21 protein-coding genes and 1 pseudogene are annotated in these 19,293 nt (G+C 71.9%); 14 read left to right on the top strand and 8 right to left on the bottom strand.

All coding sequences use genetic code 11. The features are described 5' to 3' along the window. Nucleotides 1–289, top strand: a pseudogene (locus tag KME75_RS13600) (hypothetical protein); the annotation flags it as partial. A gap of 3 nt (nt 290–292) precedes the next feature. Here KME75_RS13600 and KME75_RS13595 read toward each other — a convergent pair. Then, nucleotides 293–1,063 carry an N-acetylmuramoyl-L-alanine amidase gene (locus tag KME75_RS13595; protein ID WP_308282749.1) on the bottom strand — a complete coding sequence of 257 codons (771 nt, stop codon included), beginning with the start codon at nt 1,061–1,063 and terminating at the stop codon, nt 293–295. 136 nt (nt 1,064–1,199) lie between these two features. On the opposite strand from KME75_RS13595, the gene KME75_RS13590 reads away from it, so the two are divergent. Next, nucleotides 1,200–1,544: a YbaB/EbfC family nucleoid-associated protein gene (locus KME75_RS13590; RefSeq protein ID WP_308282748.1), complete on the top strand. Its 345-nt coding sequence runs from the start codon at nt 1,200–1,202 to the stop codon at nt 1,542–1,544. 3 nt (nt 1,545–1,547) lie between these two features. Next, on the top strand, nt 1,548–2,165 hold the full coding sequence (gene recR, locus KME75_RS13585; RefSeq protein ID WP_219414990.1) for a recombination mediator RecR: 618 nt from the start codon (nt 1,548–1,550) through the stop codon (nt 2,163–2,165). A gap of 65 nt (nt 2,166–2,230) precedes the next feature. On the opposite strand, the gene KME75_RS13580 is transcribed toward recR, so the two are convergent. After that, a complete protein-coding gene (locus KME75_RS13580) occupies nt 2,231–2,419 on the bottom strand; it encodes a hypothetical protein (protein ID WP_219414989.1) in 189 nt (62 codons plus the stop codon). Between the two features lie 297 nt (nt 2,420–2,716). Between KME75_RS13580 and KME75_RS13575 the strand changes: the two genes are divergently transcribed. From KME75_RS13575 to KME75_RS13545, 7 genes are all read left to right on the top strand, one after another. After that, nucleotides 2,717–3,733 carry a helix-turn-helix domain-containing protein gene (locus tag KME75_RS13575; RefSeq protein WP_308282747.1) on the top strand — a complete coding sequence of 339 codons (1,017 nt, stop codon included), beginning with the start codon at nt 2,717–2,719 and terminating at the stop codon, nt 3,731–3,733. After that, nucleotides 3,730–3,918, top strand: coding sequence for a DUF397 domain-containing protein (locus tag KME75_RS13570; RefSeq protein ID WP_219414987.1), 189 nt, complete (start codon nt 3,730–3,732; stop codon nt 3,916–3,918). Before KME75_RS13575 ends, KME75_RS13570 begins: the two co-directional genes overlap by 4 nt. Before the next feature lie 147 nt (nt 3,919–4,065). Beyond that, nucleotides 4,066–5,736 (top strand): ABC transporter substrate-binding protein, encoded by a 1,671-nt coding sequence (locus KME75_RS13565; protein WP_219414986.1) that lies wholly within the window; start codon nt 4,066–4,068, stop codon nt 5,734–5,736. Nucleotides 5,737–5,811: 75 nt separating this feature from the next. Continuing rightward, the gene (locus KME75_RS13560; protein ID WP_219414985.1) at nt 5,812–6,816 is read left to right on the top strand and encodes an ABC transporter permease; all 1,005 of its coding nucleotides are present in this window, start codon (nt 5,812–5,814) and stop codon (nt 6,814–6,816) included. 31 nt (nt 6,817–6,847) lie between these two features. Further along, complete coding sequence (locus KME75_RS13555) at nt 6,848–7,774, top strand: ABC transporter permease (RefSeq protein ID WP_219414984.1); 927 nt, start codon at nt 6,848–6,850, stop codon at nt 7,772–7,774. Next, complete coding sequence (locus KME75_RS13550; protein WP_219414983.1) at nt 7,771–8,760, top strand: ABC transporter ATP-binding protein; 990 nt, start codon at nt 7,771–7,773, stop codon at nt 8,758–8,760. The genes KME75_RS13555 and KME75_RS13550 overlap by 4 nt, the downstream gene beginning before the upstream one ends. Nucleotides 8,761–8,765: 5 nt before the next feature. Beyond that, nucleotides 8,766–9,893, top strand: coding sequence for an ABC transporter ATP-binding protein (locus KME75_RS13545; protein WP_219414982.1), 1,128 nt, complete (start codon nt 8,766–8,768; stop codon nt 9,891–9,893). Between the two features lie 9 nt (nt 9,894–9,902). Here the strand turns inward: KME75_RS13545 and KME75_RS13540 are convergent, their stop codons facing one another. From KME75_RS13540 to leuA, 4 genes are all read right to left on the bottom strand, one after another. Then, complete coding sequence (locus tag KME75_RS13540; RefSeq protein WP_281424514.1) at nt 9,903–10,382, bottom strand: type II toxin-antitoxin system VapC family toxin; 480 nt, start codon at nt 10,380–10,382, stop codon at nt 9,903–9,905. Next, nucleotides 10,295–10,573: a type II toxin-antitoxin system Phd/YefM family antitoxin gene (locus tag KME75_RS13535; RefSeq protein WP_219414980.1), complete on the bottom strand. Its 279-nt coding sequence runs from the start codon at nt 10,571–10,573 to the stop codon at nt 10,295–10,297. Before KME75_RS13535 ends, KME75_RS13540 begins: the two co-directional genes overlap by 88 nt. Next, nucleotides 10,539–11,255, bottom strand: coding sequence for a DedA family protein (locus KME75_RS13530; RefSeq protein WP_219414979.1), 717 nt, complete (start codon nt 11,253–11,255; stop codon nt 10,539–10,541). The genes KME75_RS13535 and KME75_RS13530 overlap by 35 nt, the downstream gene beginning before the upstream one ends. Before the next feature lie 137 nt (nt 11,256–11,392). Continuing rightward, on the bottom strand, nt 11,393–13,189 hold the full coding sequence (gene leuA, locus KME75_RS13525) for a 2-isopropylmalate synthase (RefSeq protein WP_219414978.1): 1,797 nt from the start codon (nt 13,187–13,189) through the stop codon (nt 11,393–11,395). Between the two features lie 256 nt (nt 13,190–13,445). Between leuA and KME75_RS13520 the strand changes: the two genes are divergently transcribed. The 4 genes from KME75_RS13520 to KME75_RS13505 all read left to right on the top strand — a co-directional run bounded on the left by KME75_RS13520 (nt 13,446) and on the right by KME75_RS13505 (nt 16,906). Then, nucleotides 13,446–13,748, top strand: coding sequence for a hypothetical protein (locus KME75_RS13520; RefSeq protein WP_219414977.1), 303 nt, complete (start codon nt 13,446–13,448; stop codon nt 13,746–13,748). A gap of 214 nt (nt 13,749–13,962) precedes the next feature. After that, complete coding sequence (locus KME75_RS13515) at nt 13,963–15,228, top strand: aspartate kinase (protein ID WP_219414976.1); 1,266 nt, start codon at nt 13,963–13,965, stop codon at nt 15,226–15,228. Next, nucleotides 15,225–16,304 (top strand): aspartate-semialdehyde dehydrogenase, encoded by a 1,080-nt coding sequence (locus KME75_RS13510; RefSeq protein ID WP_219414975.1) that lies wholly within the window; start codon nt 15,225–15,227, stop codon nt 16,302–16,304. Before KME75_RS13515 ends, KME75_RS13510 begins: the two co-directional genes overlap by 4 nt. An 86-nt stretch (nt 16,305–16,390) precedes the next feature. Beyond that, nucleotides 16,391–16,906 (top strand): beta-class carbonic anhydrase, encoded by a 516-nt coding sequence (locus KME75_RS13505; protein WP_219414974.1) that lies wholly within the window; start codon nt 16,391–16,393, stop codon nt 16,904–16,906. Here the strand turns inward: KME75_RS13505 and KME75_RS13500 are convergent. Both KME75_RS13500 and KME75_RS13495 read right to left on the bottom strand, forming a co-directional pair. Beyond that, nucleotides 16,881–17,906, bottom strand: a complete 1,026-nt coding sequence (locus KME75_RS13500; protein WP_219414973.1) for an endonuclease/exonuclease/phosphatase family protein — start codon at nt 17,904–17,906, stop codon at nt 16,881–16,883. The two genes, KME75_RS13505 and KME75_RS13500, sit on opposite strands and share 26 nt — an antisense overlap. A 125-nt stretch (nt 17,907–18,031) precedes the next feature. Beyond that, a complete protein-coding gene (locus KME75_RS13495; protein WP_219414972.1) occupies nt 18,032–19,240 on the bottom strand; it encodes an MFS transporter in 1,209 nt (402 codons plus the stop codon). Nucleotides 19,241–19,293 lie beyond the last annotated feature (53 nt).

Genomic DNA, 19,293 nt, shown 5'->3' with positions numbered 1-19,293 from the left:
CCCGCCGCCGGCCGCGCCGTCCCGCGGGGGCACCCCGCCCGCTGCGCCGCCGCCGCCGGCGCAGCGGCGGCCGTCGCGCCCGCCGCCCGTCCGCCGGTCGACCGCGCCCGACGACGGGGTGCCGTTGCCACCGGAGCCGCCGGACGAGGACGCCCCGCCCGACGACGAGGAGTCGATGCTCGCCGAAGCCGCGGCGTCCGCGGCGCCCGTGGAGCGGCGCGACCCCGAGGAGGCCGCCATCGAGCTGCTCACCGCGCAGCTCGGGGCGCGGGCGATCGACCAGCGCTGACGCTCAGCGCGCGGCGAGGAACGCGTGGATGCCGGCGGCGATCGCGGCGGCGTACCGGTCCCGGCCCTCGGGCGAGGACACCAGCGCGGCCTCTTCGGGGTGGCGCATGTTCGCGCACTCCACGAGCACGGTGGGGCGGGTGGCGTGGTTGAGCCCGGCGAGATCGGCGCGCAGGTCCAGTCCGTCCCGGCCGATGTAGTCGGCGTCGGGGAACCCGGCGGCGCGCATCGCGTCCCGCACGGCCACGCCGAGCGCCCTGGCGGGAGCTTCCTGTGCGGGGTGCAGCGGCGGGTCGGACAGGGCGACGTGGAAGCCGCTCGCCTCGGGCGCCGCGCCGTCCGCGTGGATGGAGACCACGGCGTCGGCGTCGGCCGCGGCACCTGCGTTGCCGCGCTCGTCGACGCACGGCCCGACGCCGTCGTCGTCGGCCCGAGTCAGGACGGCGCGGATCCCGGCCGCCGCGAGCCGCTGCGCCACCCGCGTCGCGACGTCGAAGGTGAAGGCGTGCTCCGGGTAGCCGGCGTCCGTCGCCGTCCCGGTGGTGTTGCAGGCCTTCATGCCGCCGCGCCCGTCCGGTACCTGCCGCTCGATCGCCGCGCGGTTCTCGGCGTTGCGCCCGTTGTGCCCGGGGTCGAGCACCACGACCGGGGGATCGACGGATGCGGGCACGGTGACCGCGGCGGTCGGCCGGACCCGTTCCGGCGTGCCCGTGCAACCAGCTGCCGCCGTGGCCAGCGCGGTGGCGCAGAGCAGGACCCGCATCGGCGAACGCACGTGCGCAGCCTGACACGACCCGGCCCGACGCGAGGGCGCCGCCTTGGCGGCGCCACCCGTTCCGGTTTGCGTAGTCTGAGGCCGGGAGCGGCGCGCTGACGCGCCCGCCGGGTCACGACGTGCGAGGAGACCGCTGGTGCAACCGGGTCAGCCCGACATGCAGATGATCCTGCAGCAGGCGCAGAAGATGCAGGAGCAGCTGATGGCCGCACAGGCCGAGCTGGCGTCGGCCGAGGTCATCGGCCAGGCCGGCAACGGGCTCGTGCAGGTCACCACCACGGCCGCGGGCGAGGTGCGCGCCGTCCGGATCGACCCGAAGGTGGTCGACCCCGACGACGTCGAGACGCTGCAGGACCTCCTCGTCGGCGCGCTGCAGGACGCCGCGCGGGCCGCGCAGGAGATGCAGGCCCAGAAGATGGGTCCGCTGGCGGGCGGTCTGGGCGACGCCGCGGGCGGTCTCGGGCTGCCGGGGCTCGGCTAGCCGGTGTTCGAGGGACCGGTCCAGGACCTGATCGACGAGCTGGGCCGCCTGCCGGGGGTGGGGCCCAAGAGCGCCCAGCGGATCGCGTTCCACCTGCTGGCGGCCGACCCGGCCGACGTGTCGCGCCTGCAGGACGTGCTGCAGAAGGTCAAGCAGGGAGTGCGGTTCTGTGAGGTCTGCGGAAACGTCTCGGAGCGGGAGCGCTGCCGGTTCTGCTCCGACGCCCGCCGCGACCCGACCGTCGTCTGCGTGGTCGAGGAACCGAAGGACGTGCTCGCAGTGGAGCGCACCCGTGAGTTCAAGGGTCGCTACCACGTGCTGGGCGGGGCACTCGATCCGTTGGCCGGCATCGGACCGGACACGCTGCGGATCCGGGAGCTGCTGGCCCGGCTGGGCGGCACCGGCCCGGCGTCGGACGAGACCGAGATCGCCGAAGTGATCATCGCGACCGACCCCAACACCGAGGGGGAGGCCACGGCGACCTATCTGGTGCGGCTGTTGCGCGACTTCCCTGGGCTGTCGGTCACGCGGCTCGCGTCGGGCCTGCCGATGGGCGGCGACCTCGAGTTCGCCGACGAACTGACGCTGGGCCGCGCCCTCTCCGGCCGCCGCGCGTTGTAGGCGGGCGGCCGGAGCGCAGCGCTCGCGGCGCTGCGCGTGGCGCGGTCATCCCCCGGGAACGCGCCTCAGTCGTCGTCCCACGACTCGGTGTCCGAGCCGTCGACGCCGTGGAACTCGGGCTGCCGGGCCTCCCACCTCCGGCGCCGTTCCGCCGCGACCTCGCGCCACGTGGACGCCTGCGCGGCGTCGACGATGCCCACGACGATCGCGACAACGACCAGGAAGCCGATGCCCGCGGCGATCATGGCGATCATGGCGACCACCTGCCGGGGAGATCGGTCACCGCGGCCGCGCTGTTGCTGAACTTTCCGATCGACACCATCATCGAGCCCCTTTCCCTGTGCAACTTCCGCCGGCGATCGCCGGTCGGGCTGGGAGGTCCCGGGACGAGGCCGGGACGGGATGCGGTCGCTCCGGGGTGCGCAGCGACCGCCGCACTGGACGCAGGACCGGGAGGCACGGCCGGTTCGGATTCACGGCGGGCCTCCTCTCTCGGGATGCCAGTCGGTCGGGTGGAGTGACTACCCCCACAAGATCCACTGGCGTATAGAATGCCCGACGACAGTGCGGTGTGCAATTGCAGGCGGGTCATGATCCGGCATTTCCCCGCCGCGCACAGCCCGGACTGTGCGTCCACGCAGCGCGTCGGGAAGGGGGCCATGGCCGCACTGCAGAGCCCGATCGGTTCCCGCCGGAGGCTGGGCGCCGAGCTCCGCCGCCTCCGGGTCAAGGCCGCGATGACGCTCGACGAGGTCGCCGAGCGGATGACCTGCTCCACGTCTAAGATCTCCCGGCTGGAGACGGGGAAGGGCATCCCGAAGGTCCCCGACGTCCGCGAGCTGATGCGCATCTATGGAGTCGTGTCGGACACCGAGCGGGACATGCTGCTGCGGCTCGTGCGCGACGGCCGCGAGCACGGCTGGTGGGAGTCCTACACCGAGGGCGTCCAACCCGAGCGGTTCGTGTTGGACAGCCCCAGCAGATACGCGGCGCTGGAGACAGAAGCCGTCAAGGTGCGATCGTTCGAGCTCACATTGCTCAACGGTCTCCTTCAGACGACGGACTACACCCGGGCCGTGCTGACGGCGCTCCTGGGATCTGCCCGTGGGTCACAGGAGATCGAGCGGCTGGTCGAGCTGCGGCGTCGCCGCCAGCAGGCCTTGTCCGACCCCGAGCAGCCTCTCGAGCTCGCCGTGGTCTTCGACGAGGGCATCCTGCAACGGGTGGTCGGCACGCATGCGGTGATGGCCGAGCAGCTCGATGTCGTGCTGGAGCGCACCGAGCTGCCGAATGTCACGGTTCAGGTGCTGCCGCTCGAAGCGGGGCTTCACCGTGCTCACCTCGGTTCCTTCGTGATCCTCGAGTTCCTCGAGGACATGGATTCGGACGTCGTACACATCGAGGGGCACGCCGGGGACACCTACCTTGAGGTCAAGTCCGATGTAGACCGGTATAAAGACGTCCACACCGACGTGTCGGCGCGTGCACTGGATGTCGTAGCAACGCGCGAGCTGATCCGTCGTTACCAGCACGAACACACTGCCCGAGCACGAAAGGCACGGCCGTGACCGACTTCAGGATCAGCAGCTTCTGCACCGGCGGTAGCTGTGTGGAGGTCGGGCTCCTGCCCGGCGGCTCCGTCGCGGTGCGGGACAGCAAGGACCCCGAGCGCAGCACGGCTCTGGAGTTCACCCCGGAGGAGTGGGCGGCGTTCGTGTCGGGCGTCAAGAGCGGCGAGTTCGACCTCGCCTGACCTCGCCGGACGGCGAGGGCGGCCGCAGCCGCCGCTGATCGAGCCCGGGCGCGACCGAGCCGTAGTGCAACCGTGACACCCGGACCTACCGGTGAGTTGCGCGGCGCATTACGGTCTGCCCGTCTCCTACGAAGAGGTGGGTCCTGCATGAGATCAGCTGCCAGACGACTGTCCGCTGCCTGCGCGGCGGGAGCGCTCGCCGTCACCCTCGCCGCGTGCGCCGAGTCGGAACGCGAGCCCGATGCAGGTCAGGGGGGCGCCGGCGCGTCCGGGGGCACGATGGTGTTCGGTGCGCCCGGGGCGCCGGAGATGTTCGACCCGATCTTCGCGACGGACGGCGAGACGTTCCGCCCGTCCCGTCAGATGTACGACACGCTGATCACCTACGAGCTGGGCACCTCCGAGCTGACCCCCGCTCTCGCCACCGAGTGGACGCCCAACGAGGACGGCACCGAGTGGACGTTCACGCTGCGCGAGGGCGTGCAGTTCCACGACGGCACGGAGTTCAACGCCGAGGCGGTCTGCTTCAACTTCGACCGCTGGCACAACCTGCCGAGTGCGGCCGCGCAGAGCCAGGCGACGTACTACACGGACACGTTCGAGGGCTACGCCAACAACCTCGCCGGTGGCGGTGACCCCGTCTACAACTCCTGCGAGGCGCCGAACCCGACCACCGCGATCATCAAGCTGAACCGGGCGAAGGGTGCGTTCCCCGCCGCGTTCGGCCTGACGTCGCTGTCCATCTCGAGCCCGACGGCGCTGCAGCAGTACAACGCCGACCAGATCGAGCAGAGCGGCGAGGCGTTCACCTACAGCCCGTACGCCACCGAGCACCCGACCGGTACCGGCCCGTTCAAGTTCGAGAGCTTCGACCGCGCCGCGAACACCGTGACCCTGGTGCGCAACGACGACTACTGGGGTGAGCCCGCGAAGATCGACCGGCTCATCTTCCGGGTGATCCCCGACGAGAACGCGCGCCGGCAGGAGCTCGCCGCCGGCACGATCGACGGCTACGACCTGCCGAACCCCGCCGACTGGCAGGCGCTGCGCGACGAGGGCCACAACGTCCTCATCCGCGAGCCGTTCAACATCCTCTACCTCGGCATGAACCAGGCCGACAACCCGGCATTGCAGGACGTCCGGGTCCGCCAGGCCCTCGCGCACGCCCTGGACCGCGAGTCCATGGTGCGCAACCAGCTGCCCGAGGGCGCAGTGGTCGCCACGCAGTTCGTGCCCGAGGCGGTCGACGGGTACAACCCGGACCTGCAGCCGATCCCGTACGACCCGGAGCGGGCGCGGGCGCTGCTGGCCGAGGCGGGCCAGGAGAACCTGACGCTGGACTTCTACTACCCGACCGAGGTCACGCGGCCCTACATGCCGAACCCGACCAACATCTTCACCGCGATGGCGGAGAACCTCCGCCAGGTCGGCATCACGGTGAACCCGGTGGCGCAGCCGTGGAACGGCGGCTACATCGACTCCACCACGGTGAACGGCGTCCACGACCTGCACCTGCTCGGCTGGACCGGCGACTACAACGACGCAGGGAACTTCGTCGGCACGTTCTTCGGCCGCACCAAGCCGGAGTTCGGGTTCACCAACCAGGCGCTGTTCGACGAGCTCACCGCCGCCGACGCCACCGTCGACGCGGAAGCGCACGCCGCGGCCTACGAGCAGGCCAACGCCAGCATCATGGAGTACCTCCCCGCCGTCCCGCTGAGCAGCTCGCCACCGGCGCTCGTCGTGCGCGAGGGCGTCGAGGGGCTGATCCCGTCCCCGCTGACCGACGAGCGGTTCCGCACGGTCACGGTGGACTGACGGACCGACCGGGGGTGGCACCGCTCACGAGGCGGTGCCACCCTCGTCGTCCGCGGAAATGCTGGAGGGGGGACGATGCTGCGCTTCGTGCTGCGTCGCCTGCTGCAGGTGATCCCGACGCTGCTGGTGCTGTCGCTGCTGGTGTTCGCGTGGCTGCGAAGCCTGCCGGGCGGGCCGGCCACGGCGTTCCTCGGGGACCGCGCCACGCCGGAGCGGGTGGCGGAGCTCCGCGACGTCATGGGCCTGGACGAGCCGATCTGGGTGCAGTACGCCAAGTTCATGGGCCGGGTGGCCACCGGTGACTTCGGTACCTCGACGATCACCGGACAACCGGTGCTCGACGAGATCGCCCGGGCGCTGCCGGCGACGATCGAGCTGTCGGTCGCGGCCCTGCTCATCGCGGTGACGCTCGGGATCCCGCTCGGGTACCTCGCCGCGCAGCACCGGGGGAGGCCGCTCGACGTCGGCACCGTGATCGGCACGCTGGTCGGTGTCGCCGTCCCGGTGTTCTTCCTGGGTTACGTCCTCAAGGACGTGTTCGCGGTGGACCTGGGCTGGTTCCCGCCGTCGGGCCGGCAGACCGTCGGTATCGACGCCACGGACGTCACCGGCTTCGCGGTGCTCGACGGGTTCCTCACGCGGGAGTGGGACGCGAGCCTGGACGCGCTGGAGCACCTCGTGTTGCCGGCCGTCGCGCTGGCGACGATCCCGCTCGCCGTGATCACCCGGATCACGCGGGCCTCGGTGCTCGACGTGCTCGGCTCGGACTTCGTCCGCACGGCCAACTCGAAGGGCCTCGCGCCCAGCACGATCCGCGGGCGGCACGTGCTGCGCAACGCGCTGCTGCCGGTCTCGACGACGATCGGCCTGCAGGTCGGGCTGCTGCTCGCCGGTGCCGTGCTGACCGAGCGGGTGTTCGTCTGGGGCGGTCTCGGCACGTTGCTCGCCGACGCCATCACCTTGCGCGACTACCCGCGGCTGCAAGCGCTGCTGCTGCTCGGCGCGCTGGTCTACGTGCTGGTCAACCTGCTCGTCGACCTGTCCTACGCGATCATCGACCCGCGGGTGCGGCTCTCGTGAGGCGCTTCCCGGCCGGAGCAAGGACCTGCTGATGGCGACGACATGGCTGGAGCGGCGGCGCAACCGCATCGACGACATCGCGACCGGGGGTCGCAGCCTCGGGTCGGAGGCGTTCCGGCGGCTGCGGCGGGACCCGGTGGCGATCACCGGCGCCGTGATCATCGGGACGTTCGTGGTGATCGCGGCGTTCGCGCCGCTGATCGCACCGCACAGCGCGACCGAGACGTTCCCGCAGCTGCAGGCCGACCTGCGGCCCGGGCAGATCCCCGGCCCGCAGGAGGGCTTTCCGCTCGGCAGCGACCAGCTCGGGCGCGACTTCCTGTCCCGGATGATCCTGGCAGCGCAGCAGACCCTGCTGGTCGGCGTGCTGGCCACGCTCATCGGGCTGTCGGTCGGCATCGTCATCGGCACGCTCGCCGGCGCGTTCGGCGGGTGGGTGGACACGCTGCTCATGCGGCTCACCGACGTGCTGCTGTCGATCCCGAGCCTGCTGCTCGCGATCTCCGTGGCGGCGCTGGCGGCGAGCCCGTCCCAGACCACGGTGATCATCGCGGTGTCCATCGTCGGCGTACCGATCTTCGCCCGGCTGCTGCGCGGCTCGATGCTCGCGCAGCGGGAGAGCGACCACGTCGTCGCCGCCACCGCGCTCGGGGTGAAGCGGCGCGCGGTGGTGCTGCGGCACATGCTGCCCAACGCCATCGGGCCGGTGATCGTGCAGGCCACGCTCACGCTGGCCACGGCCATCCTGGACGCCGCAGCGCTGTCGTTCCTCGGGCTCGGCGACGCCGACCCGGGCCGCGCCGAATGGGGGCTCATGCTGGCGCAGGCGCAGACCTACCTGGACGTCCGGCCCGCGCTGGCGTTCTACCCGGCGATCGCGATCATCGTCGTGGCGCTGGGCTTCACGCTGCTCGGTGAGTCGCTGCGTGAGGCGCTCGACCCGAAGGGCCGCCGATGACGTCTCCCGAACCCCTGCTCCAGGTGCGCGACCTGCGGGTCGCCTTCACCCGCCGGGGCGAGCCCGACAGCGTCGCCGTCGACGGCGTCAGCTTCGACGTGGCGGCCGGCCAGGTGGTCGGGCTGGTCGGCGAGTCGGGCTGCGGCAAGTCCGTCACCTCGATGGCAATCATGCGGTTGCTCCCCGAACGTGGCGTGAAGATCAGCGGCAGCGTCCGGATGGACGGTGAGGACCTGCTCACGCTCTCCGACGCGCAGATGCGGGAGCGCCGGGGCCGCGACCTGTCGATGGTGTTCCAGGACCCGCTGACCTCGCTGAACCCGGTGATCTCGGTCGGGCTGCAGGTCACCGAGGTGCTACGCAGGCACCGCGGGATGGGCAAGGAGTCCGCCCGCAAGGCCGCGGCGGACCTCCTCGAGCGCGTGGGGATCCCCGACCCGCGCCGCAGGCTCGACTCCTACCCCCACGAGCTGTCGGGCGGGATGCGCCAGCGCGCGCTCATCGCGATCGCGCTCGCCTGCCGGCCACGGCTGCTCATCGCCGACGAGCCCACCACCGCACTCGACGTCACCATCCAGGCCCAGATCCTCGAGCTGCTGCGGGAGCTGGTGCGCGAGACCGGCACCGCGCTGATCATGATCACGCACGACCTCGGGGTGGTCGCCGGGCTGTGCGAGACGGTGAACGTGCTCTACGCGGGACGGATCGTGGAGCGGGCGCAGCGGCACCGGCTGTTCAGCACTCCGCGCCACCCATACACCCACGGCCTGCTGCAGTCCATCCCCCGGCTGGATGCGCCCGCAGGTGAGCCGCTGGCCGCCATCCGCGGCTCGGTCGTGGACAACGTGCCGTGGACGCACGCCTGCGCGTTCGCGCCGCGGTGCCCGCGCTCGCTCGAGACGTGCGTGGAGGTCAGTCCCACGGGGGAGTCGTCCGGTGGGCGGCTGCTGCGGTGCCACAACCCCGTCCCGGCGAACGCGGAGTGAAGGGCATGACCGAGTCTGCGAGTGAGCAGCCGCTGCTGGACGTGCGCGACCTCGCCGTCCACTTCCCGATCCGGCGCGGGCTGATCCTCGACCGCACCGTCGGCCACGTCTACGCCGTGGACGGGGTCTCCCTGATGATCGCCACCGGTGAGACCTACGGGCTGGTGGGGGAGTCGGGCTGCGGCAAGTCCACGCTCGGCCGGGCGATCCTGCGCCTGGTCACGCCGACCGCGGGCCACGTGGTGTTCGACGGCCGGGACATCGCCCACCTGAAGGGCGAGGACCTGCGCACGATGCGCAGGCGCTTCCAGATGGTGTTCCAGGACCCGATGTCCAGCCTGAACCCGCGGCAGTCGGTCGAGTCGCTGCTCATGGAGGGCATCAAGGCGCACGGGCTCTCCCGCGGGGCGGAGGGCGACGCAGCTCGGTTGCGGGAGCTCGTCGACGCGGTCGGGCTCCCGGCGGCCGCGCTGCGCCGCTACCCGCACGAGTTCTCCGGAGGGCAGCGCCAGCGCATCGGGATCGCGCGGGCGCTCTGCGTGGAGCCCGACCTGATCGTCGCCGACGAGCCGGTCTCGGCCCTGGACGTGTCGGTGCAGGCGCAGGTGCTCAACCTCCTCGCCGCACTCCAGGCCGAGCTCGGGCTCACCTACCTGGTGATCGCCCACGACCTCGCGGTGGTGCGGCACGTGAGCGACCGCGTGGGCGTCATGTACCTCGGTGGGCTGGTGGAGGAGGCCCCGTCGCAGGAGCTGTACGACGACCCGCAGCACCCGTACACCCGGTCCCTCCTCTCGGCGATCCCGGTGCCGGACCCGGAGCTGGAGGACCGCCGGGAGCGGATCCTGCTCACCGGGGACCTGCCCTCACCGGCGGCACCGCCGCCGGGCTGCCGGTTCCACACGCGCTGCCCCTGGCGCCAGCCCACCCGGTGCGACGACGAGCGGCCGCAGCTGCGGGTGATCGAGGGCGGCACGCCCGGCCACCGCGTGTCCTGCCACTGGGCGGAGGACATCCGCAGTGGAAGGCTCCGGCCGCATCACGTCGACCCCGAGGCGGGGAACGACGACGTGCTCGGTCCGGGCGCGGTGCCGGACGCACCCGGCTCGGTCACGGAGATCCTCGGCCGCTGAGATCCGGTCCTACTCCGGCGAGTTCACCGGCAGACCGTGTGCTCGGGCCGCGTCCGTGAGGCGGAGGTCGTAGGCGACGAACGCCGTGAGGGCCTGGCCGAGGCGAAGAGCCGATGCGAGGTGCAGCGCGTCGAGTGATCGGAGCTCGGGTGGTTCGAACTGTGCGGCGTCATCGGCGAGTACCGCGTCGAGTTCGACCACGGCCACGGACTTCAGGAGCTCCTTCGCCGCGTCGGTCCACTCGTGCCCGTATCGCGAGACCGCCCGGACCACCTCCGTCCGGGCGAGCACGCTCGACACGAGAGGCGTGTCGTCGGGCTGAGTGGCGAGCCAGGCTTCCAGGGCATCGCTCTCCGGCTCGTCGACAACGAGCTTGACCAAGGCGGACGAGTCGCAGTAGATCACCGTTCGGCCGCGCGGTCGGCGCGCAGGATCTCGCTGGCGAGCGGTTGCCCCGGCGGGACCGGGCGTCGGCGCTGGGGAGCCCATCGACGGTCGGCAGGCGTGACCTTGCCGGTGGCTACGAGCTCGGCGAGCACGGCGCGGGACTCCGGGAGCGGCACGAGCATGGCGACAGGCCGTCCGCGCTCGGTCACCTCGATCTGCTCGCCTCGCTGTACGCGGTCGAGGAAGCTGCTCAGGCGCTCACGCAGCTCGCGTACACCTACCTGATCGGCCATGTACGCAAAGGTACACCTGCCGGCGTCGGTCGTCATCCGCGTCGAGCAGTTGGTCCGAGCACACCGCGCTACTCGGCGCAGTCGAGCGATCGCGTCGGCAGAAGGATCCTGCGTCCTCGACGCGGCCGGCGTCGGCGCGTGCCGTGGTGCGCCGGGCGATGAGCGCTCCCAGGAGGAACGCCGCGGGCAGCCCGATCGCGATCCCCGCCAGCGGATGACCGGAGACCACCCCGCCCGCGTACCCGAGCAGCACGAAGACCGCGGCCCAGAGGGCGGCGCCGGCCGCCGAGGCCACCACGACCGCCCGCAGCGGCAGCCGCAGGGCGCCGCAGAGGAGGGTGGACACCACCACGCCCACCGGGACGAAGTACGACGGGATGATCACGGCCGGGCCGATGCGCCGCACGCGGTGCTCGATCCAGGTGACGGCCCGGGCCCCCGCGGGCCTGTTGCGCAACCGCTGGAGCAGGGCGGGGCCGGCGAGCCGGCCGATGGCGTACTTGACCAGATCGCTCACCAGCGAACCGGCCGCGGCCGCCGCGACGACCGCGAGCACCGACAGCCCGCCCGTCGCCGACCAGGACCCGGCGGCCACGAGCATCGGCTCGGCCGGGACGAACGGCAGGCTCGCCCACACGAGGACGACCAGGTAGGCAGCGACAGGGCTCACCGGCAGGGACACGGCGAGCGACCGTACCGGCCCCGGGTGGCGCCGCATCGCCCGCGGGTCCTTGGCACGTGTCAGGAAAGCCACGTTCCTGGCGTTGAACGACGGGAACGTGGCTTTCCTGACGGTGGTCGGGTGGCGCCGCGGCGGGGTCAGCGCATCGCGCGGTTCACGGCCGACACGACGGCCTTGAGGCTCGCGTTCACGATCGAGCTGTCCACGCCGACACCCCAGAACACGGTGTCCTCCACGGCGCACTCGACGTAGGCGGCGGCGCGGGCGTCGTCCCCGGCCGACATGGCGTGCTCGTGGTAGTCGAGCACGCGCACGTCGAACCCGATGCCCGCCAGCGCGTCGACGAACGCCGCGATGGGGCCGTTACCACTACCGGTGATCTCGTGGAGGTCGTTCTCCACCCGTACCGTGGCGACGATCTCGTCGTTGCCCTCGCCGTCGCTGGTCAGCCGGTGGCGGATCAGCTTGAGCGGCGTGACGCGGTCGAGGTACTCGGTCTCGAAGACGTCGCGCATCTCCTTCGGGGAGATCTCGCCGCCCTCGCTGTCGGTGACCTCCTGCACGACCTTGGAGAACTCCATCTGGAGCCGCCGCGGCAGGTCCAGCTGGTGCTCCGTCTTCATGATGTAGGCGACGCCGCCCTTGCCGGACTGCGAGTTCACCCGGATCACGGCCTCGTAGGTGCGGCCGATGTCCTTCGGGTCCACCGGCAGGTACGGGACCTCCCAGCGGAACTGGTCGACGTCGGCGCCCGCCTCGGCGGCGTCGGCGCGCATGGCGTCGAAGCCCTTGTTGATGGCGTCCTGGTGGCTGCCGGAGAACGCGGTGTAGACCAGGTCGCCGCCCCACGGGTGGCGCTCGTGCACCGGCAGCTGGTTGCAGTACTCGACCGTGCGGCGGATCTCGTCGATGTCGGAGAAGTCGATCTGCGGGTCGATCCCCTGGGTGAACAGGTTCATCCCCAGCGTCACCAGGTCGACGTTGCCGGTGCGCTCGCCGTTGCCGAACAGGCATCCCTCGATGCGGTCGGCGCCCGCCTGGAAGCCCAGCTCGGCCGCCGCCACGCCGGTGCCGCGGTCGTTGTGCGGGTGCAGGCTCAGCACCAGTGCGTCACGGCGGTCGAGGTGCCGGTGCATCCACTCGATCGAGTCGGCGTAGACGTTCGGGGTGGCCATCTCCACGGTCGCCGGCAGGTTGACGATCATGGGCGAGTCGGGGGCGGGCTGCCAGACGGCGGTGACGGCGTTGCAGATGTCGACGGCGTACTGCAGTTCGGTGCCCGTGTACGACTCGGGCGAGTACTCGAAGCGCCAGTCGGTGGCCGCGTACTTCTCGGCCCAGCGCAGCACTTCCTCGGCGCCGTCGGTGGCGATCTTCGTGATCCCGGCGCGGTCGGAGCGGAAGACGACGCGCCGCTGCAGGACCGACGTGGAGTTGTAGAGGTGCACGATCGCCCGGGGAGCGCCCTCACAAGCCGCGTACGTGCGCTCGATCAGCTCCGGCCGGGCCTGCGTCAGCACCTGGATGGTGACGTCGTCCGGGATCAGGTCACCCTCGATGATCTCGCGCACGAAGTCGAAGTCGGTCTGGCTGGCGGCGGGGAAACCGACCTCGATCTCCTTGTAGCCCATGCGCACCAGCAGCTCGAACATGCGGCGCTTGCGGGCCGGGCTCATCGGGTCGATCAGGGCCTGGTTGCCGTCACGCAGGTCCACGGCGCACCACAGCGGGGCCTTCGTGATCCGCTTGTCCGGCCAGGTGCGGTCGGGCAGCGATACCGACTCCACCATCTCGTGGAACGGCCGGTAGCGGTGTACGGGCAGATCCGAGCCGAGCTGACGGTTCCAGGCGGGCTGGCCGTCGGGCGCCGGGCGGGACGGGGTGCGCAGCCGGCTGGACGTCGACGCGGTGTAGGCGTCGGGGGAGATGCTCATTGCGGGTGTGCTCCTGGGTGGGCCGATCCGATGGAGACCGGCGCACGCCGACAACCCGCGACGAGGGGCCGGTCGGTCAGACCCCGCCGCGGCACCGAAGGAGCAGGCGCGCCACGTGACCGAGGTTAGCCCGACGACCCGGGGGTCGCGCAACCGGCCCTCCCGGCGGCGTCACTCGAACGGGTGATACCCGCCAGTAGGAATCATCGTGCGGACCGTGGGAGCATGTGGCTCTTCGCCTGCGGGGAGGTCGCAAGTGGCAGCAGGGAGCACGGCGCGGCGGGGTATCGATGCCCTCGGCAACGTCCTGCGGATCGTCGGCATGCTCATCGTCACCGTGCTCGTGGTGCACATCGTGCTCACGCTGCTCGACGCGAACCCGGAGAACGGGCTGACCACGCTCATCCGGGACCTGGCCGACACGTTCAACCTCGGGCTGTCCAACCTGTTCCTGCCGGAGGACCCGAAACTCCGGGTCGTGCTGAACTACGGCACCGCGGCGCTGATCTGGTTCGCCATCACCACGGTGGTCGTGCGGTTGGTGCGCCGGATCCCCTGAGTCACCCGGGTTCCCCCGACGGTCCGAGCCCTGTGCGCGGGCCGTCCGCCATCCTGTGGCCTGGGTCATTTCGGCAGGCGGAATGTGTCGGACCCGGTAGGGTGGATTCCCGACCAGCGCCCGGAGGAGCGCCGCGCTCGCGTGCGGACCCGTCCGGGACGAGAACCCCCACGGCCGCGCGCTCGATCCGCGCGGCCAGGACAGGAGGTCGGCAGTGGCCCTCGTCGTGCAGAAGTACGGCGGATCATCCGTCCAGGACGCGGACCGTATCAAGAAGGTCGCCGAACGGATCGTCCGTACGCACAAAGAGGGCAACGACGTCGTCGTGGTCGTCTCCGCGATGGGCGACACCACGGACGAACTGCTCGATCTCGCCGACCAGGTGTCGCCCGCCCCGCCGCCGCGGGAGATGGACATGCTGCTCACCGCCGGCGAGCGGATCTCCAACGCGCTCGTCGCGATGGCGATCCACTCCCTCGGTGCGCAGGCCAGGTCGTTCACCGGCTCGCAGGCCGGAATGATCACCACCTCGAAGCACGGTGACGCCCGGATCGTCCAGGTCAACCCGCAGCGGCTGCGCGACGCCCTCGACGAGGGCTCGATCGTGCTCGTCGCCGGGTTCCAGGGCGTGAGCCAGGACTCGAAGGACGTCACCACGCTCGGCCGCGGCGGGTCGGACACCACCGCCGTCGCGCTGGCCGCCGCGCTCGGGGCCGACGTCTGCGAGATCTACTCCGACGTGGACGGCATCTACACGGCCGATCCGCGGATCGTGCCCGACGCCCAGCGCCGCGAGACCATCACCTACGAGGAGATGCTCGAGATGGCGGCGTGCGGCGCCAAGATTCTCCATCTGCGCGCCGTGGAGTACGCCCGGCGCTACAACGTCCCGCTGCGGGTGCGCAGCTCGTACAACGACAAGCCGGGATCGCTCGTGACCGGCTCGATCGAGGAGATTCCCGTGGAAAAGGCGATTCTCACCGGGGTCGCGCACGACCGGTCCGAAGCGAAGATCACCGTGACGGACGTGCCGGACACCCCCGGCATGGCCGCGCGGATCTTCCGCACCGTCGCGGACGCGGAGATCAACATCGACATGGTGCTGCAGAACGTCAGCCGCACCTCCGCCCAGCGCACCGACATCACCTTCACCCTCCCGCGCACCGACGGCCCGCGCGCCGTCGCGGCCCTCTCCGCCGCCCAGGCCGAGATCGGGTTCGCCGAGGTGCTGCACGACGCCGAGGTCGGCAAGGTCTCGCTGGTCGGGGCCGGGATGCGCTCGCACCCCGGCGTCACCGCCACGTTCTGCGAGGCGCTGTCGAACGCCGGCATCAACATCGAGACCATGAACACCTCCGAGATCCGGATCTCGGTGCTGTGCCGTCCCGACCAGCTCGACACCGCGGTGAGCGCGCTGCACGCCGCGTTCGAGCTCGGCGGCGACGAGCAGGCCGTCGTCCACGCGGGGACGGGGCGATGAACATGCCGAACCAGCGGGGACCCGTCGTCGCGATCGTTGGTGCCACCGGGGCGGTCGGCACCACCATGATCGAGATCATCAACGGGCGCGAGAGCGTCCCGTGGTCGGAGATTCGCCTCGTGGCCTCCGCTCGCTCCGCGGGCAAGGTGCTGCGTGTGCGCGGGCAGGACGTCACCGTGCAGGCGCTCGCCCCCGAGGTGTTCGACGGCGTGGACGTGGCGCTGTTCGACGTTCCCGACGAGGTCAGCGCGGAGTGGGCGCCGATCGCGGCGGAGCGCGGCGCAGTGGCCGTCGACAACTCCGGCGCGTTCCGGATGGACCCCGAGGTGCCGCTGGTGGTGCCCGAGGTCAACGCGGACAAGGCCGCCGAGCGGCCCAAGGGGATCATCTCGAACCCGAACTGCACCACGCTGTCGATGATGGCCGCGATGGGTGCGCTGCACCGCGAGTTCGGGCTGGAGGCGCTGGTCGTGGCGTCCTACCAGGCCGCGTCGGGTGCGGGTCAGGGCGGCATCGACCGGCTCTACGCCGAGCTCAACGCGGTCGCCGGCCGCGAGGTCGGGGTGCGCGGCGGCGACGTCGCGGAGGCACTGAACGCGGCCGGGCTCGACGCGTCCGCGTCGCCGTTCCCGGCACCGCTCGCGCTCAACGTCGTGCCGTGGGCGGGTTCGCTCAAGGACGACGGCTGGAGCTCAGAGGAGCTGAAGGTCCGCAACGAGGCCCGCAAGATCCTGGGCATCCCGGACCTGAAGGTGTCCGCCACGTGCGTGCGAGTCCCCGTCGTCACCACGCACTCGCTGGCCGTGCACGCCACGTTCTCCCGCGAGGTGCCCGTCGAGGCCGCGCGCAAGGTGCTCGCCGAGCAGCCGTCCATCGTGCTGCGCGACGACCCGGCGGCAGGGGAGTGGCCCACGCCCGCCGATGCGGTGGGCGGCGACCCGACGTGGGTCGGGCGGGTCCGGCAGGCGCTGGACTTCCCCAACACGCTCGAGCTGTTCGTGTGCGGTGACAACCTCCGCAAGGGGGCCGCGCTCAACACCTACGAGATCGCGGAGACGGTCGCCGCAGGCCTGTAGCCCGTCGCATCAGCGCGCCCTTCCCGGGGATCCCCGGGGTGGGCGCGCCGTCCTATCACCGGACGGAACTCACTCGGAGGAGCGGGATGGGGAACGAGGATCTCCTGCGGCGGCACGCGGCGGGTGCCGGCGGGCGCGCGGCCCGGTCGGCGGCGGGCGCACCGGGCAGGCCGACCCTGCGGACGGTCGTCGTCACGTGCATGGACGCCCGGATCGACGTCTACACGCTGTTCGGTCTCGCGCCCGGTGAGGCGCACGTGCTGCGCAACGCGGGCGGCATCGTCACCGACGACGTCGTGCGCTCGATCGCGATCAGCCAGCGCAAGCTCGGCACCACCGACGTCCTCCTGGTGCACCACTCCGGGTGCGGGATGGCGACGTTCACCGACGAGGAGTTCTCCGACGAGCTCGCGGCGGAGACCGGGACGCGACCGCCGTGGCGGCCGGGGGCGTTCCGGGATGCGGCCGACGACGTGCGGCGCGGCGTGGCGCGCTTGCGCGGGGAGCCGTTCCTGCGCGACGGCACCCCGATCCGCGGCTTCGTCGTGGACATCACGACGTTCGCGCTCGAGGAGATCAGCCCGGCAGTCGAAGCCGGGTGACCACCGCGCGGTGATCGCTGCCGGCGATGTCGTGCACCGAGAACGTCTCGGGTGCGATGCCCTCGGTGGCGATCACGTGGTCGATCTGGGGACCGATCGCGCGCGTGCGAGGGGTGGGTCCCCAGGTCGGGACGAGTCCGGCCCCGCGCTGCGCCGCGGCGTCGCGGCAGCCCGCCATGCTGCTGCGCAGTGCGGAGTGGTCCAGCGTCGCGTTGAAGTCGCCCGCCACGACCACCGGCTCGGGGCCCCCGCACCACTGCTCGAGCCGGGCCAGGTCGGTGAGCCACTGGGGGACCGAACCGGGCACGGGGGCGACCGAGTGGAACGCCACGAACCGGAGCGGGCCCAGCCCGCCGCCGGTGACCACGACGTAGGGGAACGGTGCCTCCGCCCCGTACTGCACCTGCACGTCGCCCAGCTCCTCGGAGACCACAGCGGTCACCCCAGCGACGTCGTCGCGCCCGGGGGGAGTGGAGGTGTGCAGCCGGTACCCCAACGGCTCGACGAGGGGCGCGATCCGGGACCGGTAGGCCTGCCCCGACTCGCTGAGCGACACGACGTCGGGCCGGGTGGCGGCGATCAGCTCGGCCAGCTGGGCGGGATCTGCGCTGCCCTCGTAGGTGTTGAACGCCAGCACGGTGAGCGGGGCGCCCGCGGTGGGCAGCGGGTCGGCGATCGTGCGTGGCAGCACCATCGCGGTGCCCGCGAGGAGCACCGCGAGGACACCGGCGACGAAGGGCCACGCCCCCCGCCGGAACCACAGCACGACCAGCAGCAGCACCAGCAGGCCCAGTACCGCAACGAGGATCCACGGCCGGAACGGCACCAGCTGTGCGAACGGGCTCAGCCGGTCGAGTCCGAGCAGGTCGGGCACGGCCGCCACCGCCACCAGGAGGGTGAGCAGCGCCGCGGCGGTGAATCGAATGATCGGGCGGCTGCGTCGCCGCGGGGGTGGAGGTGGTGGGGTCACGGGAGTGAGGTGGCCCGGCGGTGCGGTCACGCGATCGAGTCTGCCGCAGCCCGGTTGAGAGGGCGCTGAGTGGACCTTGCGGAACGATCATCGGCGCTGAGTGGAGGTTGCGGAACGAACATCGGCGCCGAGTGACGGCCCGGCTGAGGTGACGATCACGACGGCACGGGCATGCCGCGCCCGTTGCTGCGCGCGAGGAGGGCGGCGATCACCGCGACGAGGACGCCCGCCGAGCCGACGACCACCACGGCTGCGGCAGGGGAGGCGAGGTCGATCAGGAGGCCGGCGAGCGGCGTGCCCACCGCGGCGCCCAGCGTGATGGCGGAGCCGTGCAGGCCCGTGACCAGGCCGCGCGCGTGCTCGGGCGCGAGCGCGCTCACGGCCTCGGCGCTGGCCGCGAGCGACGGGGCGCAGAGCAGCCCGGCGGGCACGAGCAGCAGCGCGTACGACCACCATGGGCCGCCGAACGCCACCGGCAGGGTGGCCACCCCGAGCCCGGCGACGAGGGCGAAGAGGGAGCGTGAGCGGCTGGCCGCCCCGTAGACGAACCCGCCGGCGAGCGACGCCAGGCACCACGCCGCGTTGACGACGGGGATCCATGCCGCCTGCCCACTGGTCTGCAGACCGGCGATCATCGACAGCTCGGTGCCGAAGACCAGGGCGACCGCGGCGCTCGTGGCCAGCAGCGCCGCGACCAGCCGCGCGTCGAGCCATTGCCGCACCCGCGGGATGGCACCCGCGATGGGCGGCTCGGGCGCCCGTGTGGGCGGGTTCAACGCCCAGAGCGCGAACCCGGACAGTACCCATCCCGCGCCGACGACCCACATGCCGACGGTGGTGGTGAGCTGCAGTGCGAGCAGCGTGCCGACCGCCGGCCCGATGATGTAGGACAGCTCGACCGACATCGAGTCGAGCGCGAACGCGGGCCGCCGGCGCGGGGGAGGCACCAGGGCGGCCAGCGACTGCCGGATCACCGAGTACACCGGCATCCCGAGCAGGCCGCCGAGCAGGGCGCCCACGAGCAGCGCGGGGTAGGGCAGCCAGGGCGCGACCGTCCAGAACACGGCCTCGGCGCAGAGCGTGAGAACGAGCATGGTGCGCAGGCCGCGCCGGTCGACCAACCTGCCCAGCAGTGGGGCCCCGATCGCCATCCCGACGGTGGCGGACGCACCGACGAGCCCCGCCGCGCCGTACCCGTGGCCGAGGGTGAGCACCACGTGGAGCGTGAGCGTGATCGCCGCGGCGGAGGCCGGGATGCGGGCGAGGAACGCCACGGCCGTGAGCGGTGCCACCCCGGGCAGGCGCAGGACCTCGCGGTAGGCCGCCATCCCCCGGCCGGCGGCCACATCTGCTGCAACGTCCACGTCGACATGGTGCCGCGCGGCACCGACAGAACCTGAGCGAGATCCCGATTAAC

This window comes from Pseudonocardia nigra (assembly GCF_019396355.1).
GTDB classification, from domain to species: Bacteria; Actinomycetota; Actinomycetes; order Mycobacteriales; family Pseudonocardiaceae; genus Pseudonocardia; species Pseudonocardia nigra.
This window is presented reverse-complemented; position numbering and strand designations above follow the sequence as displayed.